The 18,148-nt window shown below is 61.8% G+C and carries 14 protein-coding genes; 9 read left to right on the top strand and 5 right to left on the bottom strand.

Going from position 1 to position 18,148, the window contains the following annotated elements; all coding sequences use genetic code 11:
* The first annotated feature begins 88 nt into the window (after positions 1-88).
* The 5 genes from CAF90_RS09800 to gcvP all read left to right on the top strand — a co-directional run bounded on the left by CAF90_RS09800 (position 89) and on the right by gcvP (position 7,637).
* Positions 89-1,093 (top strand): extracellular solute-binding protein, encoded by a 1,005-nt coding sequence (locus CAF90_RS09800; protein WP_085606010.1) that lies wholly within the window; start codon positions 89-91, stop codon positions 1,091-1,093.
* Between the two features lie 246 nt (positions 1,094-1,339).
* Entirely contained in the window at positions 1,340-2,956 is a 1,617-nt protein-coding gene (locus CAF90_RS09795; RefSeq protein WP_085606008.1) for an iron ABC transporter permease, read from the top strand.
* A 157-nt stretch (positions 2,957-3,113) separates the two neighbouring features.
* Complete coding sequence (gcvT, locus tag CAF90_RS09790) at positions 3,114-4,196, top strand: glycine cleavage system aminomethyltransferase GcvT (protein ID WP_085606006.1); 1,083 nt, start codon at positions 3,114-3,116, stop codon at positions 4,194-4,196.
* A 49-nt stretch (positions 4,197-4,245) separates the two neighbouring features.
* Positions 4,246-4,629, top strand: a complete 384-nt coding sequence (gene gcvH, locus CAF90_RS09785) for a glycine cleavage system protein GcvH (protein ID WP_085606004.1) — start codon at positions 4,246-4,248, stop codon at positions 4,627-4,629.
* 134 nt (positions 4,630-4,763) lie between these two features.
* On the top strand, positions 4,764-7,637 hold the full coding sequence (gene gcvP / locus CAF90_RS09780) for an aminomethyl-transferring glycine dehydrogenase (protein WP_085606002.1): 2,874 nt from the start codon (positions 4,764-4,766) through the stop codon (positions 7,635-7,637).
* A gap of 190 nt (positions 7,638-7,827) precedes the next feature.
* On the opposite strand, the gene CAF90_RS09775 is transcribed toward gcvP, so the two are convergent.
* The 3 genes from CAF90_RS09775 to CAF90_RS09765 all read right to left on the bottom strand — a co-directional run bounded on the left by CAF90_RS09775 (position 7,828) and on the right by CAF90_RS09765 (position 10,428).
* Complete coding sequence (locus CAF90_RS09775) at positions 7,828-8,145, bottom strand: DUF2388 domain-containing protein (protein WP_007951791.1); 318 nt, start codon at positions 8,143-8,145, stop codon at positions 7,828-7,830.
* Between the two features lie 69 nt (positions 8,146-8,214).
* Positions 8,215-9,999 carry a GspE/PulE family protein gene (locus tag CAF90_RS09770; RefSeq protein ID WP_085606000.1) on the bottom strand — a complete coding sequence of 595 codons (1,785 nt, stop codon included), beginning with the start codon at positions 9,997-9,999 and terminating at the stop codon, positions 8,215-8,217.
* A gap of 90 nt (positions 10,000-10,089) precedes the next feature.
* Positions 10,090-10,428 (bottom strand): hypothetical protein, encoded by a 339-nt coding sequence (locus CAF90_RS09765; RefSeq protein ID WP_085605998.1) that lies wholly within the window; start codon positions 10,426-10,428, stop codon positions 10,090-10,092.
* 126 nt (positions 10,429-10,554) lie between these two features.
* Between CAF90_RS09765 and CAF90_RS09760 the strand changes: the two genes are divergently transcribed.
* Positions 10,555-11,025: an Lrp/AsnC family transcriptional regulator gene (locus CAF90_RS09760; protein WP_007951785.1), complete on the top strand. Its 471-nt coding sequence runs from the start codon at positions 10,555-10,557 to the stop codon at positions 11,023-11,025.
* Between the two features lie 142 nt (positions 11,026-11,167).
* Here the strand turns inward: CAF90_RS09760 and CAF90_RS09755 are convergent, their stop codons facing one another.
* Positions 11,168-12,538: an inorganic triphosphatase gene (locus tag CAF90_RS09755; RefSeq protein WP_007951783.1), complete on the bottom strand. Its 1,371-nt coding sequence runs from the start codon at positions 12,536-12,538 to the stop codon at positions 11,168-11,170.
* Between the two features lie 156 nt (positions 12,539-12,694).
* On the opposite strand from CAF90_RS09755, the gene argE reads away from it, so the two are divergent.
* Both argE and argA read left to right on the top strand, forming a co-directional pair.
* Positions 12,695-13,843 carry an acetylornithine deacetylase gene (gene argE, locus CAF90_RS09750; RefSeq protein WP_085605996.1) on the top strand — a complete coding sequence of 383 codons (1,149 nt, stop codon included), beginning with the start codon at positions 12,695-12,697 and terminating at the stop codon, positions 13,841-13,843.
* Between the two features lie 135 nt (positions 13,844-13,978).
* Positions 13,979-15,277: an amino-acid N-acetyltransferase gene (argA, locus tag CAF90_RS09745; protein ID WP_007951778.1), complete on the top strand. Its 1,299-nt coding sequence runs from the start codon at positions 13,979-13,981 to the stop codon at positions 15,275-15,277.
* Between the two features lie 82 nt (positions 15,278-15,359).
* On the opposite strand, the gene tauA is transcribed toward argA, so the two are convergent.
* Positions 15,360-16,349, bottom strand: a complete 990-nt coding sequence (gene tauA, locus CAF90_RS09740; RefSeq protein WP_085605994.1) for a taurine ABC transporter substrate-binding protein — start codon at positions 16,347-16,349, stop codon at positions 15,360-15,362.
* 365 nt (positions 16,350-16,714) lie between these two features.
* Between tauA and CAF90_RS09735 the strand changes: the two genes are divergently transcribed.
* The gene (locus CAF90_RS09735; RefSeq protein ID WP_085605992.1) at positions 16,715-18,058 is read left to right on the top strand and encodes an OprD family porin; all 1,344 of its coding nucleotides are present in this window, start codon (positions 16,715-16,717) and stop codon (positions 18,056-18,058) included.
* Positions 18,059-18,148 lie beyond the last annotated feature (90 nt).

Genomic DNA, 18,148 nt, shown 5'->3' with positions numbered 1-18,148 from the left:
GGTAACTCCTTGGGAAAGTGTTCGATTGAGCTCGTAAATGTGAGTCCTTATCATTTGGGCCACTTTTCCCGACCGAGAGACCGCTCCCATGTTGGCATCCAAGCGTGTTCTGACCGCACTGGCCCTGACCCTGATCGGCAGCACTGCCGCCCAGGCCGCCGACGAGGTGGTGGTCTACTCCTCGCGTATCGATGAGCTGATCAAGCCGGTGTTCGATGCCTACACCGCCAAGACCGGGGTGAAGATCAAGTTCATCACCGACAAGGAAGCGCCGCTGATGCAGCGGATCAAGGCCGAAGGCGAGAACGCCACCGCCGACCTGCTGCTGACCGTCGACGCCGGCAACCTCTGGCAGGCCGAGCAGATGGGCATTCTCCAGCCGTTCACCTCGAAAACCATCGACGCCAACATTCCCCTGCAATATCGCTCGTCCAGCCACGCCTGGACTGGCTTGAGCCTGCGCGCGCGGACCATCGCCTATTCCACCGAACGGGTGAAACCGGGCGAACTGACCACCTACGAAGCACTGGCCGACAAGAACTGGGAAGGCCGCCTGTGCCTGCGCACGGCGAAGAAGGTCTACAACCAGTCGCTGACCGCCACCATGATCGAAGTCCACGGTGCCGAGAAGACCGAGAAGATCCTCAAGGGCTGGGTCAACAACCTGTCCACCGACGTGTTCTCCGATGACGTCGCGGTGCTGGAAGCGATCAACGCCGGCCAGTGCGACGTCGGCATCGTCAACACCTACTACTACGGTCGCCTGCACAAGCAGAAGCCTGAACTGCCGGTGAAACTGTTCTGGCCGAATCAGGCGGATCGTGGTGTGCACGTCAACCTGTCGGGCATCGGCCTGACCAAACATGCACCGCACCCGGAAGCGGCCAAGGCGCTGGTCGAGTGGATGACTACGCCTGAGACGCAGAAGATCTTTGCCGATGTGAACCAGGAGTTCCCGGCGAATCCGGCGGTGAAGCCTTCGGAAGAAGTGGCGGCGTGGGGGCAGTTCGTGGCGGATACGCTGCCGGTTGAAGTGGCGGGCAAACGTCAGGCTGAAGCGATCCGGATGATGGATCGGGCGGGCTGGAATTGAGTCATTCCTGACAGCACTGTTTACCATGATATCGCTGCCCTCACCCCAGCCCTCTCCCGGAGGGAGAGGGAGCCGATTGGGGTTGTTTTCGAAACCTGAGTTCGGCTCGATTTATCAGGTCGGCGTAACTCGAATGAACAACACGGTCAGTCCCCTCTCCCTCCGGGAGAGGGCTAGGGTGAGGGCAGCAATCCTGACCTGAAACAAAAAAATCAAGAACACCTACATCCCTCCAGAGTTCTAAAAGTGGCCCACCCCGCCCAACGCCGCTGGTACCCCATCGTCTTCGCCATCGCCGCGTTGGTGCTGCTCCCCCTCAGCGTGCTCCTGCTCTCATGGCAAACCATCGATCACCAGATCTGGTCGCACCTGTGGGAAACCCAGATGCCGCGTCTGCTGGGCAACACGTTGACGCTAGTCCTCGGCGTAGGCGTCGGCGTGACGCTGATCGGCGTAAGCCTCGCCTGGCTCACCAGCCTCTGCGAATTCCCCGGCCGCCGCTGGCTCGACTGGGCGCTGATGCTGCCGTTCGCAATCCCGGCCTACGTGCTGGCGTTCGTGTTCGTCGGCCTGCTGGACTTCGCAGGCCCCGTACAAACCCTGCTGCGCGAATGGTTCGGCACCGGCCTGCGCCTGCCGCGAGTGCGCTCCACCGGTGGCGTGATTCTGGTGCTGGTGCTGGTGTTTTATCCCTACGTCTACCTGCTGGCGCGCACCGCGTTCCTGGCGCAGGGCAAGGGATTGATGGAAGCCGCGCGAGTGCTTGGCCAGTCGCCGTGGCAAGCATTCTGGCGAGTGGCATTACCGATGGCGCGGCCGGCCATCGGTGCCGGCGTGGCGCTGGCGTTGATGGAAACCCTGGCGGATTTCGGTGCGGTGTCGGTGTTCAACTTCGACACCTTCACCACCGCGATCTACAAGACCTGGTACGGCTTCTTCAGCCTGCCCAGCGCTGCGCAACTGGCCAGTCTGTTGTTGCTGGTGGTGATGCTGGTGCTGTACGGCGAACGTCGCGCGCGCGGCGCCAATCGGGCAAGCAACGAGCGGCCACGGGTCAAGGCGCTGTATCACCTGCGCGGGCCAAAAGCCTGGGCGGCGACCGGCTGGTGCGGTCTGGTGTTCGCCTGCGCGTTTGTCATTCCTGTGCTGCAACTGGTGGTGTGGTTCTGGCAGCGTGGACGTTTCGATCTGGATGAGCGCTACGCCGGGCTGATTCTCCATACGCTGTATCTGGGTGGCATGGCGGCGCTGATCACGGTCAGCGTGGCGATGTTGCTGGCGTTCGCCCGGCGTCTGGCGCCTACCCGGACGATCAATTCGGCGGTCGGTCTGGCCAATCTCGGTTATGCCTTGCCAGGCTCGGTGCTGGCGGTGTCGATCATGCTCGCGTTCAGTTATCTGGATCGTGAGCTGGTGATTCCGCTGTCCGGCTGGCTCGGCGGTGCGGGCAAACCGCTGCTGCTGGGCAGTCTGGCGGCGTTGCTGCTGGCGTATCTGGTGCGGTTCGTGGCGGTGGCTTACGGGCCGCTCGAAAGCAGTCTGGCGCGTATACGGCCATCTTTGCCTGAAGCGGCACGTAGCCTGGGCGTCAGCGGGCCGCGACTGTTTTTCAAAGTGTATCTGCCGTTGTTGCTGCCCGGCACGCTCAGCGCCGCGTTGCTGGTGTTCGTCGATGTGCTCAAGGAAATGCCCGCGACCCTGCTGATGCGCCCGTTTGGCTGGGACACGCTGGCGGTACGGATCTTCGAAATGACCAGCGAAGGTGAATGGGCGAGGGCGTCGTTGCCGGCGCTGACCCTGGTGCTTGTCGGCTTGTTGCCGGTCATCGGACTTATTCGCCGTTCGGCGCATCGAAACACTTAGTCGTCAGTCCTGAATCATGCGGCTACAATGCGCGGCATTCGGTGCGGTCCGTCTGACAGACCCTGTCGCTGAAATCGGCTGAAAGCCCTTTTTTACAGGGCTTTCCGATCCGTGCAGCAGCGCTCCGCACCTTCGCCACGCCCGGAAGGAGAAACCCATGGGACAGCGTACGCCTCTGTATGACCTGCATCTCGCCCTTGGCGCGAAGATGGTCGATTTTGGCGGTTGGGACATGCCCCTGCATTACGGCTCGCAGGTCGAGGAACACCATCAGGTGCGCCGCGATTGCGGGGTGTTCGATGTTTCCCACATGACCGTGATCGATGTCACCGGCCTCCAGGCCAAGGCCTGGCTCCAGCATTTGCTGGCCAATGACGTCGAACGCCTGCACAGCCCCGGCCGTGCGTTGTACAGCACCATGCTCAACGAGCGCGGCGGCATCGTCGACGACATGATCGTCTATCGCCTCGAGGACGGTTATCGTCTGGTGGTCAACGCTTCCACCCGCGATCAGGATCTGGCCTGGATGCAGGCACAGCTGGGCAGCTTCGATGTGCAAATGCACGAACGCTCCGAGCTGGCGATGCTCGCCATCCAAGGTCCCCATGCCCGGCACAAGATTGCCGAACTGGTGACCCAGTCCCGCGCAAATCTGATCCAGATGCTCAAGCCTTTCGAAGGCCACGTCGACGGCGACTGGTTCATTGCGCGCACCGGCTACACCGGTGAGGACGGTCTGGAAATTGCCCTGCCGGCCGATCAGGCCCCCGGATTTTTCAACGATCTGGTGGGCGCCGGCATTTCCCCCATCGGCCTCGGTGCCCGCGACACGCTGCGGGTCGAAGCCGGCATGAACCTTTACGGTCAGGACATCCACCAGGACCTTTCGCCACTGGCCTCGAACATGGCCTGGAGCATCGCCTGGGAGCCGGCCACGCGCCGGTTCATCGGTCGCGACGCGCTGGAAGCGGAAAAAGCCGCCGGCGTGCAGCACAAACTGGTCGGCCTGGTGCTTGAGGAACGCGGGGTTTTGCGGGCCCATCAGGTCGTTCGTATCGCTGATGTTGGCGAAGGGGAGATCACCAGTGGTAGTTTCTCTCCTACGCTTAGCAAGTCGATTGCCCTGGCGCGTGTACCGATGGCGACTGCCGACCGCGCCGAAGTGGAAATCCGTGGCAAGTGGTATCCGGTACGAGTGGTCAAACCGACCTTTGTCCGTCACGGCAAAACCTTGATCTAAACCTTTTCCGGCGGGCACGACCGCTGACAATTTCTTGAGGACACCGAGCATGAGCAACATCCCAGCTGAACTGCGTTTTGCCGAAAGTCATGAATGGGCGCGCCTGGAAGCCGACGGCACCGTCACCGTGGGCATCAGCGATCACGCCCAGGAAGCGTTGGGTGATGTGGTGTTCGTTGAGCTGACCGAAGTGGGTAAGGTTTTCGCTGCCGAAGACCAGGCCGGTGTCGTTGAGTCGGTGAAAGCCGCTTCCGATATCTACGCTCCGATCAGCGGTGAAGTGATTGCCATCAACGAAGAGCTGAGCGGCTCGCCGGAGCTGCTGAACTCTGATCCTTACGGTGCGTGGATCTTCAAGCTCAAGCCAAGCGACAAGGCCGAGCTGGACAAGCTGCTCGACGCTGCCGGCTACAAGGCTGCCATCGGCGAATAAGCTGCAGGCGAGACCCCAAAGCCCCGACCCGTCGGGGCTTTTTTCTGCCCGGGACTTTGGCCGTCGGGGTGGCTGCTATGCTGGTTTGACCGTGTTGCATTGACGCCGAGCCGCCAGCCAAGAGAGAGCCCGTCATGTCCCAGTTGCCATCCTTGAGCCAGTTACGCGATCCCCATGCCTTTCTGCGCCGCCACCTCGGCCCCGATGCCGCCGAGCAGCAGGCGATGCTCGACAGCCTCGGCCTCGGCAGTCGGGTCGAACTGATCGAACAGACCGTGCCGCCGGGCATTCGCCTCAACCGCGAGCTGGACCTGCCACCGGCGCTGGACGAACAGGCGGCTCTGGCAAAGCTGCGCGGTTATGCCGAGCAGAACCAGGTCTGGACCAGCCTGATCGGCATGGGCTACCACGGCACCCTGACGCCGACCGTCATCCTGCGCAACGTGCTGGAAAATCCCGGCTGGTACACCGCCTACACGCCTTATCAACCGGAAATCGCCCAAGGCCGGCTCGAAGCGTTGCTCAATTTTCAGCAACTGACCATCGACCTCACCGGCCTTGAACTGGCCAACGCTTCGCTGCTCGATGAAGCCACCGCTGCGGCGGAAGCCATGGCCCTGGCCAAGCGCGTGGCGAAGTCGAAAAGCAATCTGTTCTTCGTCGACGAAAACTGTCATCCACAAACCATTTCCGTGGTGCAGACCCGCGCCGAAGGCTTCGGCTTCGAGCTGATCGTCGACGCTGTGGATAACTTGAAGCAGCACCAGGTGTTCGGTGCACTGCTGCAATACCCCGACACCCACGGCGAAGTCCGCGACCTGCGGCCACTGATCGATCACCTGCACGCGCAGCAGGCGCTGGCCTGCGTGGCGGCCGATCTGCTCAGTCTGTTGCTGCTGACCCCGCCGGGCGAACTGGGTGCCGACGTGGTGTTCGGTTCATCCCAGCGCTTCGGCGTGCCGATGGGTTACGGCGGCCCGCACGCGGCGTTTTTCGCCAGTCGCGAGGAATACAAACGGGCGATTCCCGGCCGGATCATCGGTGTGTCGAAAGATGCCCGCGGCAATGTCGCGCTGCGTATGGCCCTGCAAACTCGCGAACAGCACATCCGCCGGGAGAAGGCCAATTCGAACATCTGCACCGCCCAGGTCTTGCTGGCCAACATCGCCAGTTTCTATGCGGTCTATCACGGCCCGGAAGGTCTGAAACGAATCGCCCAGCGGGTGCACCGGCTGACCTGCATTCTCGCCGCCGGGCTCGAACGCCATGGCATAAAACGGCTGAACGAACACTTCTTCGACACCCTCACGCTGGACGTGGGCGGCGCGCAAACCGCGATCATCGAAAGCGCCCAGGCCGCGCAGATCAACCTGCGAATTCTCGGTCGTGGCCAACTGGGTCTGAGCCTCGACGAGGCCTGTGATGAAAGCACCGTGGCCAGACTGTTCGATGTGCTGCTGGGCGCCGATCACGGGTTGAGCGTCGATGAGCTCGACGCCGAAACGCTGGACTCCGGCATTCCCGACACGCTGCAACGCAGCACGCCGTACCTGCGTCACCCGGTGTTCAACGCCCACCACAGCGAAACCGAGATGTTGCGCTACCTCAAACAACTGGAGAGCAAGGATCTGGCGCTCAACCAGTCGATGATCCCGCTGGGCTCCTGCACCATGAAACTCAACGCCACCAGCGAGATGATCCCGATCACCTGGCCGCAATTCGCCAATCTGCACCCGTTCGTGCCCCGGGAGCAGGCGGTCGGTTACACGCTGATGATCGAGGAACTGGAGCGCTGGCTGTGCGCGATCACCGGGTTCGATGCGATCTGCATGCAACCCAACTCCGGCGCCCAGGGCGAGTACGCCGGGTTGCTGGCGATCCGCAAATACCACGAGAGCCGCCAGCAGGGCGGGCGCGACATCTGCCTGATTCCTTCTTCGGCCCACGGCACCAACCCGGCCTCGGCGCAGATGGCCGGGATGCGCGTGGTGATTGTCGAGTGCGACGACGCTGGTAACGTTGATCTGGAGGACTTGAAAGCCAAGGCGTCCGAGGCCGGGGACAAGCTGTCATGCCTGATGGCGACCTACCCGTCGACCCATGGCGTGTACGAGGAAGGCATCAGCGAAATCTGCGAAGTTATCCACAAGCACGGCGGCCAGGTGTACATGGACGGCGCCAACCTCAACGCTCAGGTCGGGCTGGCGCGGCCGGCGGACATCGGCGCCGACGTGTCACACATGAACCTGCACAAGACGTTCTGCATTCCCCACGGCGGAGGCGGGCCGGGCATGGGGCCGATTGGCGTGCGTGCGCATCTGGCGCCGTTCGTTGCCAACCATCCGGTGATTCCGATCGACGGGCCGCAACCGCAGAACGGTGCGGTCAGCGCCGCGCCGTGGGGCAGCGCAAGCATTCTGCCGATCAGCTGGATGTACATCGCGATGATGGGGCCGCAACTGGCGGATGCCAGCGAAGTGGCGATCCTTGCGGCCAACTACCTGGCGCAGCACCTGTCCGGTGCTTTCCCCGTTCTGTACACCGGCCGCAACGAGCGGGTTGCCCATGAGTGCATTCTGGATCTGCGGCCGCTGAAAGGGCAGACCGGCATCAGCGAAGAAGACGTCGCCAAGCGCCTGATGGATTACGGCTTCCACGCGCCGACCATGTCGTTCCCGGTGCCGGGCACCTTGATGGTCGAGCCGACCGAGAGCGAGTCCAAGGCCGAACTGGATCGGTTCATCGGCGCGATGCTGAGCATCCGCGCAGAAATCACCGAGGTGCAGAACGGCAACTGGCCGGCCGAGGACAACCCGCTCAAACGGGCGCCGCATACCCTGGCCGATATCACCGGCGTGTGGGAGCGGCCGTACAGCATCGAGCAGGGCATCACGCCGGATGCGCACACCAAAGCGCACAAATATTGGCCGGCGGTGAACCGGGTCGATAACGTCTACGGCGACCGCAACCTGTTCTGTGCCTGCGTGCCGGTGGACGATTACCGCTGAACACTGTGGGTGAAATCAAACCATTGTGGGAGCGAGCCTGCTCGCGATTGCGCTAGTCCAATCGACATCTTCGGTGACTGATCCACCGCTATCGCCAGCAGGCTGGCTCCCACAGTGTTCCGTGTTGAATGTGAAATCCGAGGCAAAAAAATGCCGCTCGTGTGAGCGGCATTTTTGTCTGTCCGGAGGGTTATTCCGACGCTACGGCGTTCTTCGCCAGGATCGCGTTCGCCAGTTCCATGTCCGTTGCCTGCAGGCCCGGGTTGTCGGCGCGGACTTTCTGCATCGCCGCTTCCAGGTACGGGCCACGGATACCGCCGTCGCTGGCGACGAAGCTGCCGGCATCGTCCTGGGCGGCAACGATCAGTTTGTGATCCTTGAAGGTCAGGTAGGTCGAGCCGGTGGTGGCACCGGACGAAATGACGTTACGCCAAAAGCTGTCGGCCATTGCCGAACCGACGGGCAGAGACAGCAGGGCAAGGGTGGCGACAGCAAGTTTGAGACGCATGTTGGGTGACTCCACTGGTGTTGAATAACCGGTTGGATCGTCGTTTCCCCGATCCGGTTCCGTGAGCGGCTATTTCTGCTCGCTCTGTGGCGTCACCCGCAGCACTTCCTCAAGGGTTGTCAGCCCCGCAGCAACTTTCTGCGCGCCGGACAATCGCAGGCTGCGCATGCCTTCCTTGAACGCCTGTCGGCGGATCGCGGTGAGATCGGTGTCGGGGCTGATCAAGGCCTTGAGGCTGTCGCTCAGTTGCATGATTTCGTAGACCCCGGCGCGGCCGTGATAACCGGTGTCGCGACACTCCAGGCAACCGATGGCCCGTTGCGCATTACCGGGCAGCGGCGCCTGCCACGGTCGGGTCAGGGTTTGCCAGTCTTCTTCATCAAGAGTCAGCGGCGCCTTGCAGTGCGGGCACAGGGTTCGCACCAGTCGTTGCGCCATGACGCCGAGCACGGTGGCCTTGATCAGGTAATGCGGCACGCCGAGTTCCAGCAGACGGCTGATGGCGCTCGGCGCATCGTTGGTGTGCAGGGTCGAGAGCACCAGGTGCCCGGTCAGCGCGGCCTGAATCGCCATTTCGGCGGTTTCCAGGTCGCGGATCTCGCCGATCATGATGATGTCCGGGTCCTGCCGCATCAGCGCGCGCACACCGGCGGCGAACGTCAGGTCGATGTTGTGCTGGACCTGCATCTGGTTGAAGGCCGGCTCGACCATCTCGATCGGGTCCTCGATGGTGCAGAGGTTGACCTCGGGCGTCGCCAGTTTTTTCAGCGTGGTGTACAGCGTGGTGGTCTTGCCGGAACCGGTCGGCCCGGTGACCAGGATGATGCCGTTGGGCTGGCGGGTCATGTCCTGCCAGCGCCGCAGGTCGTCGGCGGAAAAACCCAACTGATCGAAATCCTTGAGCAGCACCTCCGGGTCGAAGATCCGCATCACCATTTTTTCGCCGAACGCAGTGGGCAGCGTCGACAGGCGCAACTCAACCTCTCCGCCGTCCGGGGTCTTGGTCTTGACCCGGCCGTCCTGGGGTTTGCGCTTCTCGGCGACGTTCATCCGGCCAAGGCTTTTCAGGCGACTGACAATGGCCATCGTCACCTGCGGCGGAAATTGATAGACGTTGTGCAGCACGCCGTCGATGCGAAAACGCACCGTGCCTTGCTCGCGCCGGGGTTCGATGTGGATATCGCTGGCCCGCTGCTGGAAGGCGTACTGGAACAGCCAGTCGACGATGTTGACGATGTGCGCGTCGTTGGCGTCCGGCTCCTGATCGCTGGCGCCGAGGTTGAGCAGTTGTTCGAAGTTGCCGAGGTTGCCGCTTTGCGCATCGGCATTGCTGGCGCCGCTGACCGATTTTGCGAGACGAAAGAATTCGACGCTGAAACGCTGGATGTCCGCCGGGTTGGCCACCACCCGTTTGATCGGCAGCTTCAGGACGTGAGTCAGATCCGCCTCCCAGCCGCTGACGTAGGGCTGAGCGCTGGCCACGGTGACTGCATCGCGGTCGACCGACACCGCGAGAATCTTGTGGCGCTGGGCAAAGGCATAGGACATCAGCGGCGTGATGGCGGCGACGTTGATCTTCAGCGGATCGATCCGCAGGTACGGCTGGCCGGCCTGTTGCGCCAGCCACAGGGTCAGGCTTTCCAGGTCGAGGTGTTTGCCCGGACGGCTGAGATCGTCCAGTTGCTGGCTGGCGATGAATTCCAGCGGGTGCTTCTGGCCGTGGGCGGCATGCCGACGCCGGGCATTCAGCGCCTGCTCGGCCGAGTCCTGGCAGATGAAACCCTGGGCGACCAGTTCACGCAGTACCTCATTGAGATCCAGCCAGCGGTCCTGAGTGGCGAGTTGAACGGACATGCGGGCTCCTTTTGAACGACAGTGCGCAAAGGATAGTCGTGGCCCCGCCGACCGTTGGGCCACTACCCGACGAAGACGTTTCGGTTCTTGTCAGCCGGCCGCCTGCGCCGGCGCATCCCACGCCTCGTCGGGGTTCTGCAGGTTCACCGAGCAGACGCTGATCAGGTTACGAAGTTTTTCCGCGATCACTTGGGCGCGGTGCCAGCTCAGGCGGCTCATGACGATGTCGATCGACAGCAGATCGTCCAGCCGCTGGACATTCACCTGTTCCGGGGTGAGGCACTGCAAGGCGAACAGGTTCAGCACCCGCACCAGCAAATCCGGCTCGGCCTCGGCCAGGATCTGGTACTGCGCAAGGCAATGGGCGTTGCTGGCGTTCCACACATCGGCACGGGGCGCAGGGGTGTTGACGGCTTCGAGGTATGGCATGGCAGGTCTCCGGAATCAGTGGAGGAATTTTTACATCCGATGCCGGGCATTTCTTGTCTAAGATGAGCTGATCAGGCGATTGGTAAGGTTGATCAATTCGCCATTGGCTTATTTTGGGGATTATTTATGCACAGCGAGCTGGACAGCTACGACCGGCGCATTCTCGCCCTGCTGCAAGAGGACGCTTCCTTGTCCAGCGCACAGATCGCCGAACAGGTGGGCCTGTCGCAGTCGCCGTGCTGGCGGCGGATTCAGCGGATGAAGGAGGAGGGGATCATTCGTGGCCAGGTGACTTTGCTCGATCGCAAGAAGATCGGCCTGAACACGCAGATCTTCGCCGAGATCAAACTCAACGCCCACGGCCGTTCGAACTTCACTGAGTTCACCGAGGCGATTCGCGGTTTTCCCGAAGTGCTGGAGTGTTACGTGCTGATGGGGGCGGTGGATTTTCTGTTGCGGATTGTCGCGGCGGACATCGAGGCGTATGAGCGGTTCTTCTTCGAGAAGCTGTCGCTGGTGCCGGGGATTCAGGAAGTGAACTCGATTGTGGCGCTGTCGGAGATCAAGTCGACGACGAGCCTGCCGGTACTGCGCTGATTTGATGATCGTTCCCACGCTCCGCGTGGGAATGCAGCCCGGGACGCTCCGCGTCCCAAAGCGGACGCAGAGCGTCCATTGAGGCATTCCCACGCAGACGGTTCGACGTGGGAACGATCACAGTCTGCTGGCGATGGCGGTGTTACATGCGCAGCAGCATTTTCCAGGCGCGATTCTGGTACACCGCAATCGCCTGATGCTTGCGCGCATCGAGCAATTCGTCGGTGATGGTCGGCTCGTTGGCCAGTTGCGCCAGTTTGTTCAGCTCGCCGTACAGGCGATCCATTTCCGGGATTTCCAGCACGTTGCGCGCGTGGTGCAGCCAGACCTGGATGCGTTCGATGCGTGGCAGTTGCTCGGCCAGATCTTCCGGCTGCTGCTGATAGCGCTGCAGTTGCAGCGAAGTGGCTTCTTCGCCCAGCAGGCGCGGCAGCCAGCTTTGCAACTGCGCGGCACCCTGGCGATTGCCACGGGTGTTGCGGTCAGCCGTCCAGGTGCGCGCCAGCAACCAGCGCGAAGCGTTCAGCGAGAACAGGCCCCAGCGCGGATCTTCCAGTTCTTCGAGGAACTGCTCCGGCGCGGCTTTACGCACGTCTTCGTCTTCGATGCCAACCTGGACCAGCGGACGCCAGTCTTCCAGCAGGGCATCGAGGGCAACGCGCAAGTCGTGGGTCGACGGACGCGGTGCGGCCTGGCCGAGGCTGCTCAGCAGGGCGCGCATTTCCGCGAGGTTCTCGACCCAGTCCTGCAGCAGGCGCCAGTGGCCGTTGAAGCGATACTGTTCGGCCAGACGTTGGCTGCTGCCGAGCAAGTGCCAGGCCAGGGCGGCGAAGGCGTCGTCCAGCGGGGTTTCAGCAGTGATGGCCGGCGCCGGCAGGCTCAGCGAGTAACTGTTGGCGTCGTACAGACGGTAGCCGCGCTCGGCCTTGCTGATGTCGCACGGCATCAGGGCCAGGGTTTCGGCCAGCTCGGCGGCCAGTTCCAGCAGCGCGGCAGGTTCGCCTTCGCGCAGTTCCAGTTCCAGCTCGCAGATTTCTTCTTTCTGCTTGCCGACCACCACGTGGCCCAGGTCCAGCGCGGCTTCGATGACCACTTTGGTCTTGCCACGGCCCCAGGCGATTTCGGCGCGCTCGCGGACGAAATCGGTGGTGAAGATCGGCTTCAGGGTTTTCTTGTCCAGCTCGGCGAGGGACTCGGGCCAGCATTCGCCGTCGAGTTTCTTCACGTCGAGCTTGGCTTTGGGCAGGTTCCAGTCGTACTCGTTACGCTCGGACAGACCGGCAACGCTCTGGCCACGGGTCTTGAGGGTCTGAATCACCTCTTCGCCGTCCTTGCGCAGGCGCAGGGCAACCTTGGCCCGGGCCAGGTCACGCTCAGGCGTGTCGAAGTACTGATTCATCAACTCACGGCGTTCCCAGCCACTTTTGTTGCGTTTTTTCAGGAGAGGGTGCTCGCGCAGGGCGGCGAGGGTTTCGCGGCTGACGCGGAGTTTGATTTCGGTTTCTTTCTGCATGGCCGGAAAATCCAGGATCGGGAGCGCAGCCGGGGGAATGTGTGGCTGCCAAGGCCGTGCAGTGTACAGGACTGAACCTTCCTACGCTTTGCGGCGGTTTATTCTCGGCGCCGGATGGTTCTATGATGAACCTCAATCCGGGAGTTGGAGTCAGCGATGCCTTTGCCGTCCATGCAAGACCAGTTCGCTGCACTGATCGCCGCGCCATCGGTCAGTTGCACCCAGCCGGGCCTCGATCAGTCCAACCGGGCGGTGATCGATCTGCTCGCGGGCTGGCTCGGCGATCTGGGTTTCAGCTGCGACATCCAGCAGGTCAGCCCCGGCAAATTCAACCTCCTCGCCAGTTTCGGCAGCGGCCCCGGCGGGCTGGTGCTGGCCGGGCACAGCGACACGGTGCCGTACGACGATGCGCTGTGGAAAACCGATCCGCTGAAACTCACCGAAGTCGACGGCCGCTGGGTCGGCCTCGGCAGTTGCGACATGAAGGGCTTTTTCGCCCTGATCATCGAAGCCGTGCAACCGCTGCTCGACCAGCCGTTCAAGCAGCCGCTGCTGATCCTCGCCACCTGCGATGAAGAAAGCTCGATGTCCGGTGCCCGCGCGCTGGCCGAAGCGGGGCGACCGCTGGGCCGGGCGGCGGTGATCGGCGAGCCGACCGGGCTCAAGCCGATCCGCATGCACAAAGGCATCATGATGGAACGCATCGATATCCTTGGGCAGAGCGGCCATTCGTCGGATCCGCGCCTGGGGCACAGCGCCCTCGAAGCGATGCACGATGCCATCGGTGAGCTGCGCGGCCTGCGCCTGCTGTGGCAGCGCGAATTCAACAACCCGCAGTTCAGCGTGCCGCAGCCGACCATGAACTTCGGCTGCATCCACGGTGGCGACAACCCCAACCGCATCTGCGGCCAGTGTTCGCTGGAGTTCGACCTGCGGCCGCTGCCGGGGATGGACCCCAAGCTCTTGCGCAGCGAGATTTTGCGCAGGCTCAACCCGGTCGCCGAGCGCCATCAGGTGAAGATCGATTACGCGCCGCTGTTTCCCGAAGTGCCGCCGTTCGAGCAGGCCGAAGACGCCGAGCTGGTGCGAATTGCCGAAAAACTCACCGGCCACACGGCCGAAGCGGTAGCGTTCGGCACCGAAGCGCCTTATCTTCAGCGCCTTGGCTGCGAAACCATCGTGCTCGGTCCCGGCGACATCGCCTGTGCGCACCAGCCGGACGAGTACCTCGAAATGTCACGTTTGCAGCCTACCGTGCATCTATTGCGGCAGTTGATCGAACATTACTGTCTCAAAGCTGTATAAATTGCCCAAACACCCACCCGTATTGATGAGGAGAGCGCGCGTGTCGCCAAGCCTGTTCCGACGATAACCATCAGCCCGCTGTGCGTTTTCCGTTTCGCCCCTTTTCCGGCTGCTATTTATTACAGGCCCAGGTTCATGCCCGAATACGTCAATTGGCTTCGCCACGCGTCTCCCTATATCAATGCTCACCGCGATTGCACCTTCGTCGTCATGCTTCCGGGCGACGGCGTGGAGCATCCGAATTTCGGCAACATCGTCCATGACATCGTGCTGCTGCACAGCCTCGGCGTGCGGCTGGTACTGGTTCATGGTTCCCGTCCGCAGATCGAAACCCGCCTCGCCGCCCGCGGCCTGACTCCGCATTACCACCACGGCATGCGCATCACCGATGCCGCGACGCTGGAGTGCGTGATCGACGCGGTCGGCCAACTGCGCATCGCTATCGAAGCGCGGCTGTCGATGGACATGGCCTCCTCGCCGATGCAGGGCTCGCGTCTGCGGGTGGCCAGCGGCAACCTTGTGACGGCGCGGCCGATCGGCGTGCTGGAAGGCGTCGACTACCACCACACCGGCGAAGTGCGCCGGGTCGACCGCAAAGGCATCAACCGCCTGCTCGACGAGCGCTCCATCGTGCTGCTGTCGCCGCTGGGTTATTCGCCGACCGGTGAGATCTTCAACCTGGCCTGCGAAGACGTCGCCACCCGCGCCGCCATCGATCTGGGCGCCGACAAGCTGCTGCTGTTCGGTGCCGACCTCGGTCTGATCGACGAAAACGGCAAACTGGTGCGCGAGCTGCGCCCGCAACAGGTGCCGGCGCATTTGCAGCGTCTGGGCAGCAATTATCAGGCGGAACTGCTGGATGCCGCCGCCGAAGCCTGCCGTGGCGGCGTGGCGCGCAGCCACATCGTCAGTTATGCCGAGGACGGCGCGCTGCTGACCGAACTGTTCACCCGTGACGGTGGCGGTACGCTGGTGGCCCAAGAGCAATTCGAACTGGTGCGCGAGGCGGCGATTGAAGACGTCGGTGGCTTGCTGGACCTGATCAGCCCGCTGGAAGAGCAGGGGATTCTGGTGCGCCGTTCCCGCGAAGTGCTGGAACGTGAAATCGAGCAGTTCAGCGTGGTTGAGCGTGAAGGGATGATCATCGCCTGTGCGGCGCTGTATCAGATTGCCGATTCGGATGCCGGCGAGCTGGCGTGCCTGGCGGTGAATCCCGAATATCGCCATGGCGGTCGCGGCGACGAATTGCTTGAGCGCATCGAGACCCGTGCCCGGGCGCAGGGCCTGAAGACCCTGTTCGTTCTCACCACCCGCACCGCCCACTGGTTCCGCGAGCGCGGCTTCGAACCGAGCAGCGTCGAGCGCCTGCCGGCGGCGCGGGCTTCTCTCTATAACTATCAGCGCAATTCGAAGATCTTCGAAAAGTCTCTGTGATGTGACGCCCTCATCGCGAGCAGGCTCGCTCCCACAAAGGTTCACTGAGCCTGTGTGGGAGCGAGCCTGCTCGCGATAGCGTTTATTCGGTTACAAACTTCGCACTGACATAAGGCGAGTAGTCAGGCAAAACGCTTTCGACCTTGCCCTGTTCCTTCAAGAACTTCGCCGTCTCACCAATCGCCTTCGCCGTGCCGCCGTCCAGCAGCGCTGTGGTCTGTTGCGCCTTGGCGTCCGGGAAGGCCGAACCGGCAAGCAATTCCGGAACGTCGGCAGCATTGGCACCGGTCAGTTTGGCGATTTTCTGTACAGGTACGGAATCGGCTGTCCAGCTGTCTTTATGGGCGGCGTAATCAGCGAACGAGTCCAGAGTCACCTTGGCGAATTTGGCCACGACTTCAGGATGCTTCTCGGCAAAGTCCTTGCGCGCTACCCAGACTTCGAAAGTCGGCGCGCCCCACTGGCCGACCTGCGCGGCATCGGTCAGGGTCTTGCCGGTCTTGCGGATTTCGCCCAGCGCCGGCGACCAGACAAAAGCGCCGTCGATGTCGCCACGTTTCCAGGCGGCCGCGATTTCTGCGGGTTGCAGGTTCACCACTTTGACTTTCGAGGTGTCCAGGCCCCAGTGCTTGAGCGCACCGAGCAGGCTGTAGTGGGAGGTGGAAACGAACGGGGTGGCGATGGTCTTGCCGATCAGGTCTTCGGGCTTGTTGATACCGCTGCCGTTACGCACCACCAAGGCTTCGGCGGCATTGATCTGCGCCGAGACGATGAAGGCAACGATCGGCAGATTGCGCGAGGCGGCGGCCGCCAGCGGGCTGGAGCCGAGGTTGCCGATCTGCACATCGCCGGAGGCAATGGCTGTCACAACTTCCGGGCCACTGTTGAACCGGCGCCAGTCGATCTTCTCGCCGATGGTCTTCTCGTAGATGCCGTCGGCCTGGGGGACTTTGCTCGGGTCGATACCGGTCTGGTAGCCCACGGTGAGGTTGGCGGCATGGGCTGAAAAAGAAATCAGCGCTGACACACAAACTGTAACAAATTGACTAGATAGTGCGCGTTTGGCCATCATGGCGTCGCCTTTTTGATAGGGATTGACGAATCGGGGTTGCGTCAAAGCTAATCGATCTAAAAAAAGGCTAACAAATACCATTTAGTAATGAGCTTAGTCGCCGATACGCTGTATCCCGGTGAAGATGGCAATTGGCTGGCCATATAGCCGAATGGTATGAAAAAGAATGAATAAATTCTTTTTGGGTTTATCAGGAAGTCTTTACCCTGCAGGGACCAAATAACTGCGATTAGACCTTGGTCGTAGACACACAAGGTTACGATTGACTTGTCAGTCACGGTCTGGCGCTAATCGCGCATCTTAGGATCCAGGGGCATCAGACCCCGGACCAGGAACACAAGAATTAGAAACGAGAGGAGCGAAACATGAACAAGTCCACCTTGGCCCTGGCCGTGGCCGTAGGGGTTTTGGCGCAGCAGGCAGGCGCCGCAGGTTTCATCGAAGACAGCAAGGCCACCTTGGGGCTGCGTAACTTCTACATCAACACTGACAACCGCGATGGCGCTGGCGCCAACAAGAACGAAGAGTGGGGCCAAGGCTTCGATCTGCGTTTCATCTCCGGTTACACCCAAGGCACTGTGGGCTTCGGTATCGACGCCATCGGCCTGCTGGGCGTGCGTCTGGATTCGGGCGGCGGCACCAACGGCAACAGCGGCACCGCTTACGGCGGCACTGTGTTCCCGAGCGAGTCCAACGGTAAAGCCGTAGACAACTTCTCCAGCCTGGGTCTGACTGCCAAAGCCAAGATCTCCCAGACTGAACTGAAGCTGGGTACTCTGCAGCCGAAGAACCCGGTCATCGTGACCAACGACGGTCGTCTGCTGCCACAAACCTGGCAGGGCGGCCAGATCACCTCCGGCGAAATCAAGGACCTGACTCTGGTCGGTGGTCAGATCGAAGCCGTGAAAGGCCGTAACTCCAGCAACAACGAAAACCTGTCCATCAGCGGTGCAAACACCCGTGGTACTGGCTTCCGTGACAGCAACAAGTTCATCTACGCCGGTGGTGACTACAAGATCACCAAAGACCTGACTGCCCAGTACTACTACGGCAACCTGGAAGACTTCTACAAGCAGCACTTCCTGGGTCTGGTACACAACTGGGCCATCGGCCCGGGCGTATTGAAGTCTGACTTCCGTTACTTCAACAGCTCCGACGACGGCAAGAACGGCACTGATCCTGCGTACTTCAGCACCGGTAACTACACCGGCGTGCGCAACGGTCGTGGCGAAGTCGACAACAACCTGTACAGCGGCCTGTTCCTGTACACCGTTGAAGGTCACACCTTCGGTGGCGGTTACCAGGTTTCCAACGGCAGCTCCGACTTCCCTTGGCTGAACCAGGGCGACGGTTCGTCGAACTACACCATCACCGACATGCAGATCCAGAAGTTCGGCCGTGCCGGCGAGAAAACCTGGCAAGCTCGCTACTCCTATGACTTCGCCAAAGTCGGCGTACCTGGCCTGACCGCCGGTGTGGTTTACCTGAAAGGCGATTCGATCGACACCGTTGGCACCAACGGTCGCGAAAGCGCTTCGAACCGTTCCGAGTGGGAACGCGACTTCACCATTGGTTACGTCGTACCGGAAGGTCCGTTCAAGAACGTCGGCCTGATGTGGAAAAACGCTGTATGGCGCACCGACCTGCCGAACACCCGTTCGCAGGACGAAAACCGCCTGATCGTCAGCTACTCGATCCCGCTGCTGTAATAGCGCGCTCCTGCACTGATGTAAAAAACCGATGTAAAAAAGCCCCGTCCGGCATCGCGCCGGACGGGGCTTTTGCGTTTTCGGGTCCGG

The organism is Pseudomonas sp. B37(2017), assembly GCF_002112885.1.
Taxonomy (GTDB): domain Bacteria; phylum Pseudomonadota; class Gammaproteobacteria; order Pseudomonadales; family Pseudomonadaceae; genus Aquipseudomonas; species Aquipseudomonas paraglycinae.
Note: the sequence above shows the minus strand (reverse complement) of the source record. Positions and strands in the feature narration are given on the sequence as shown.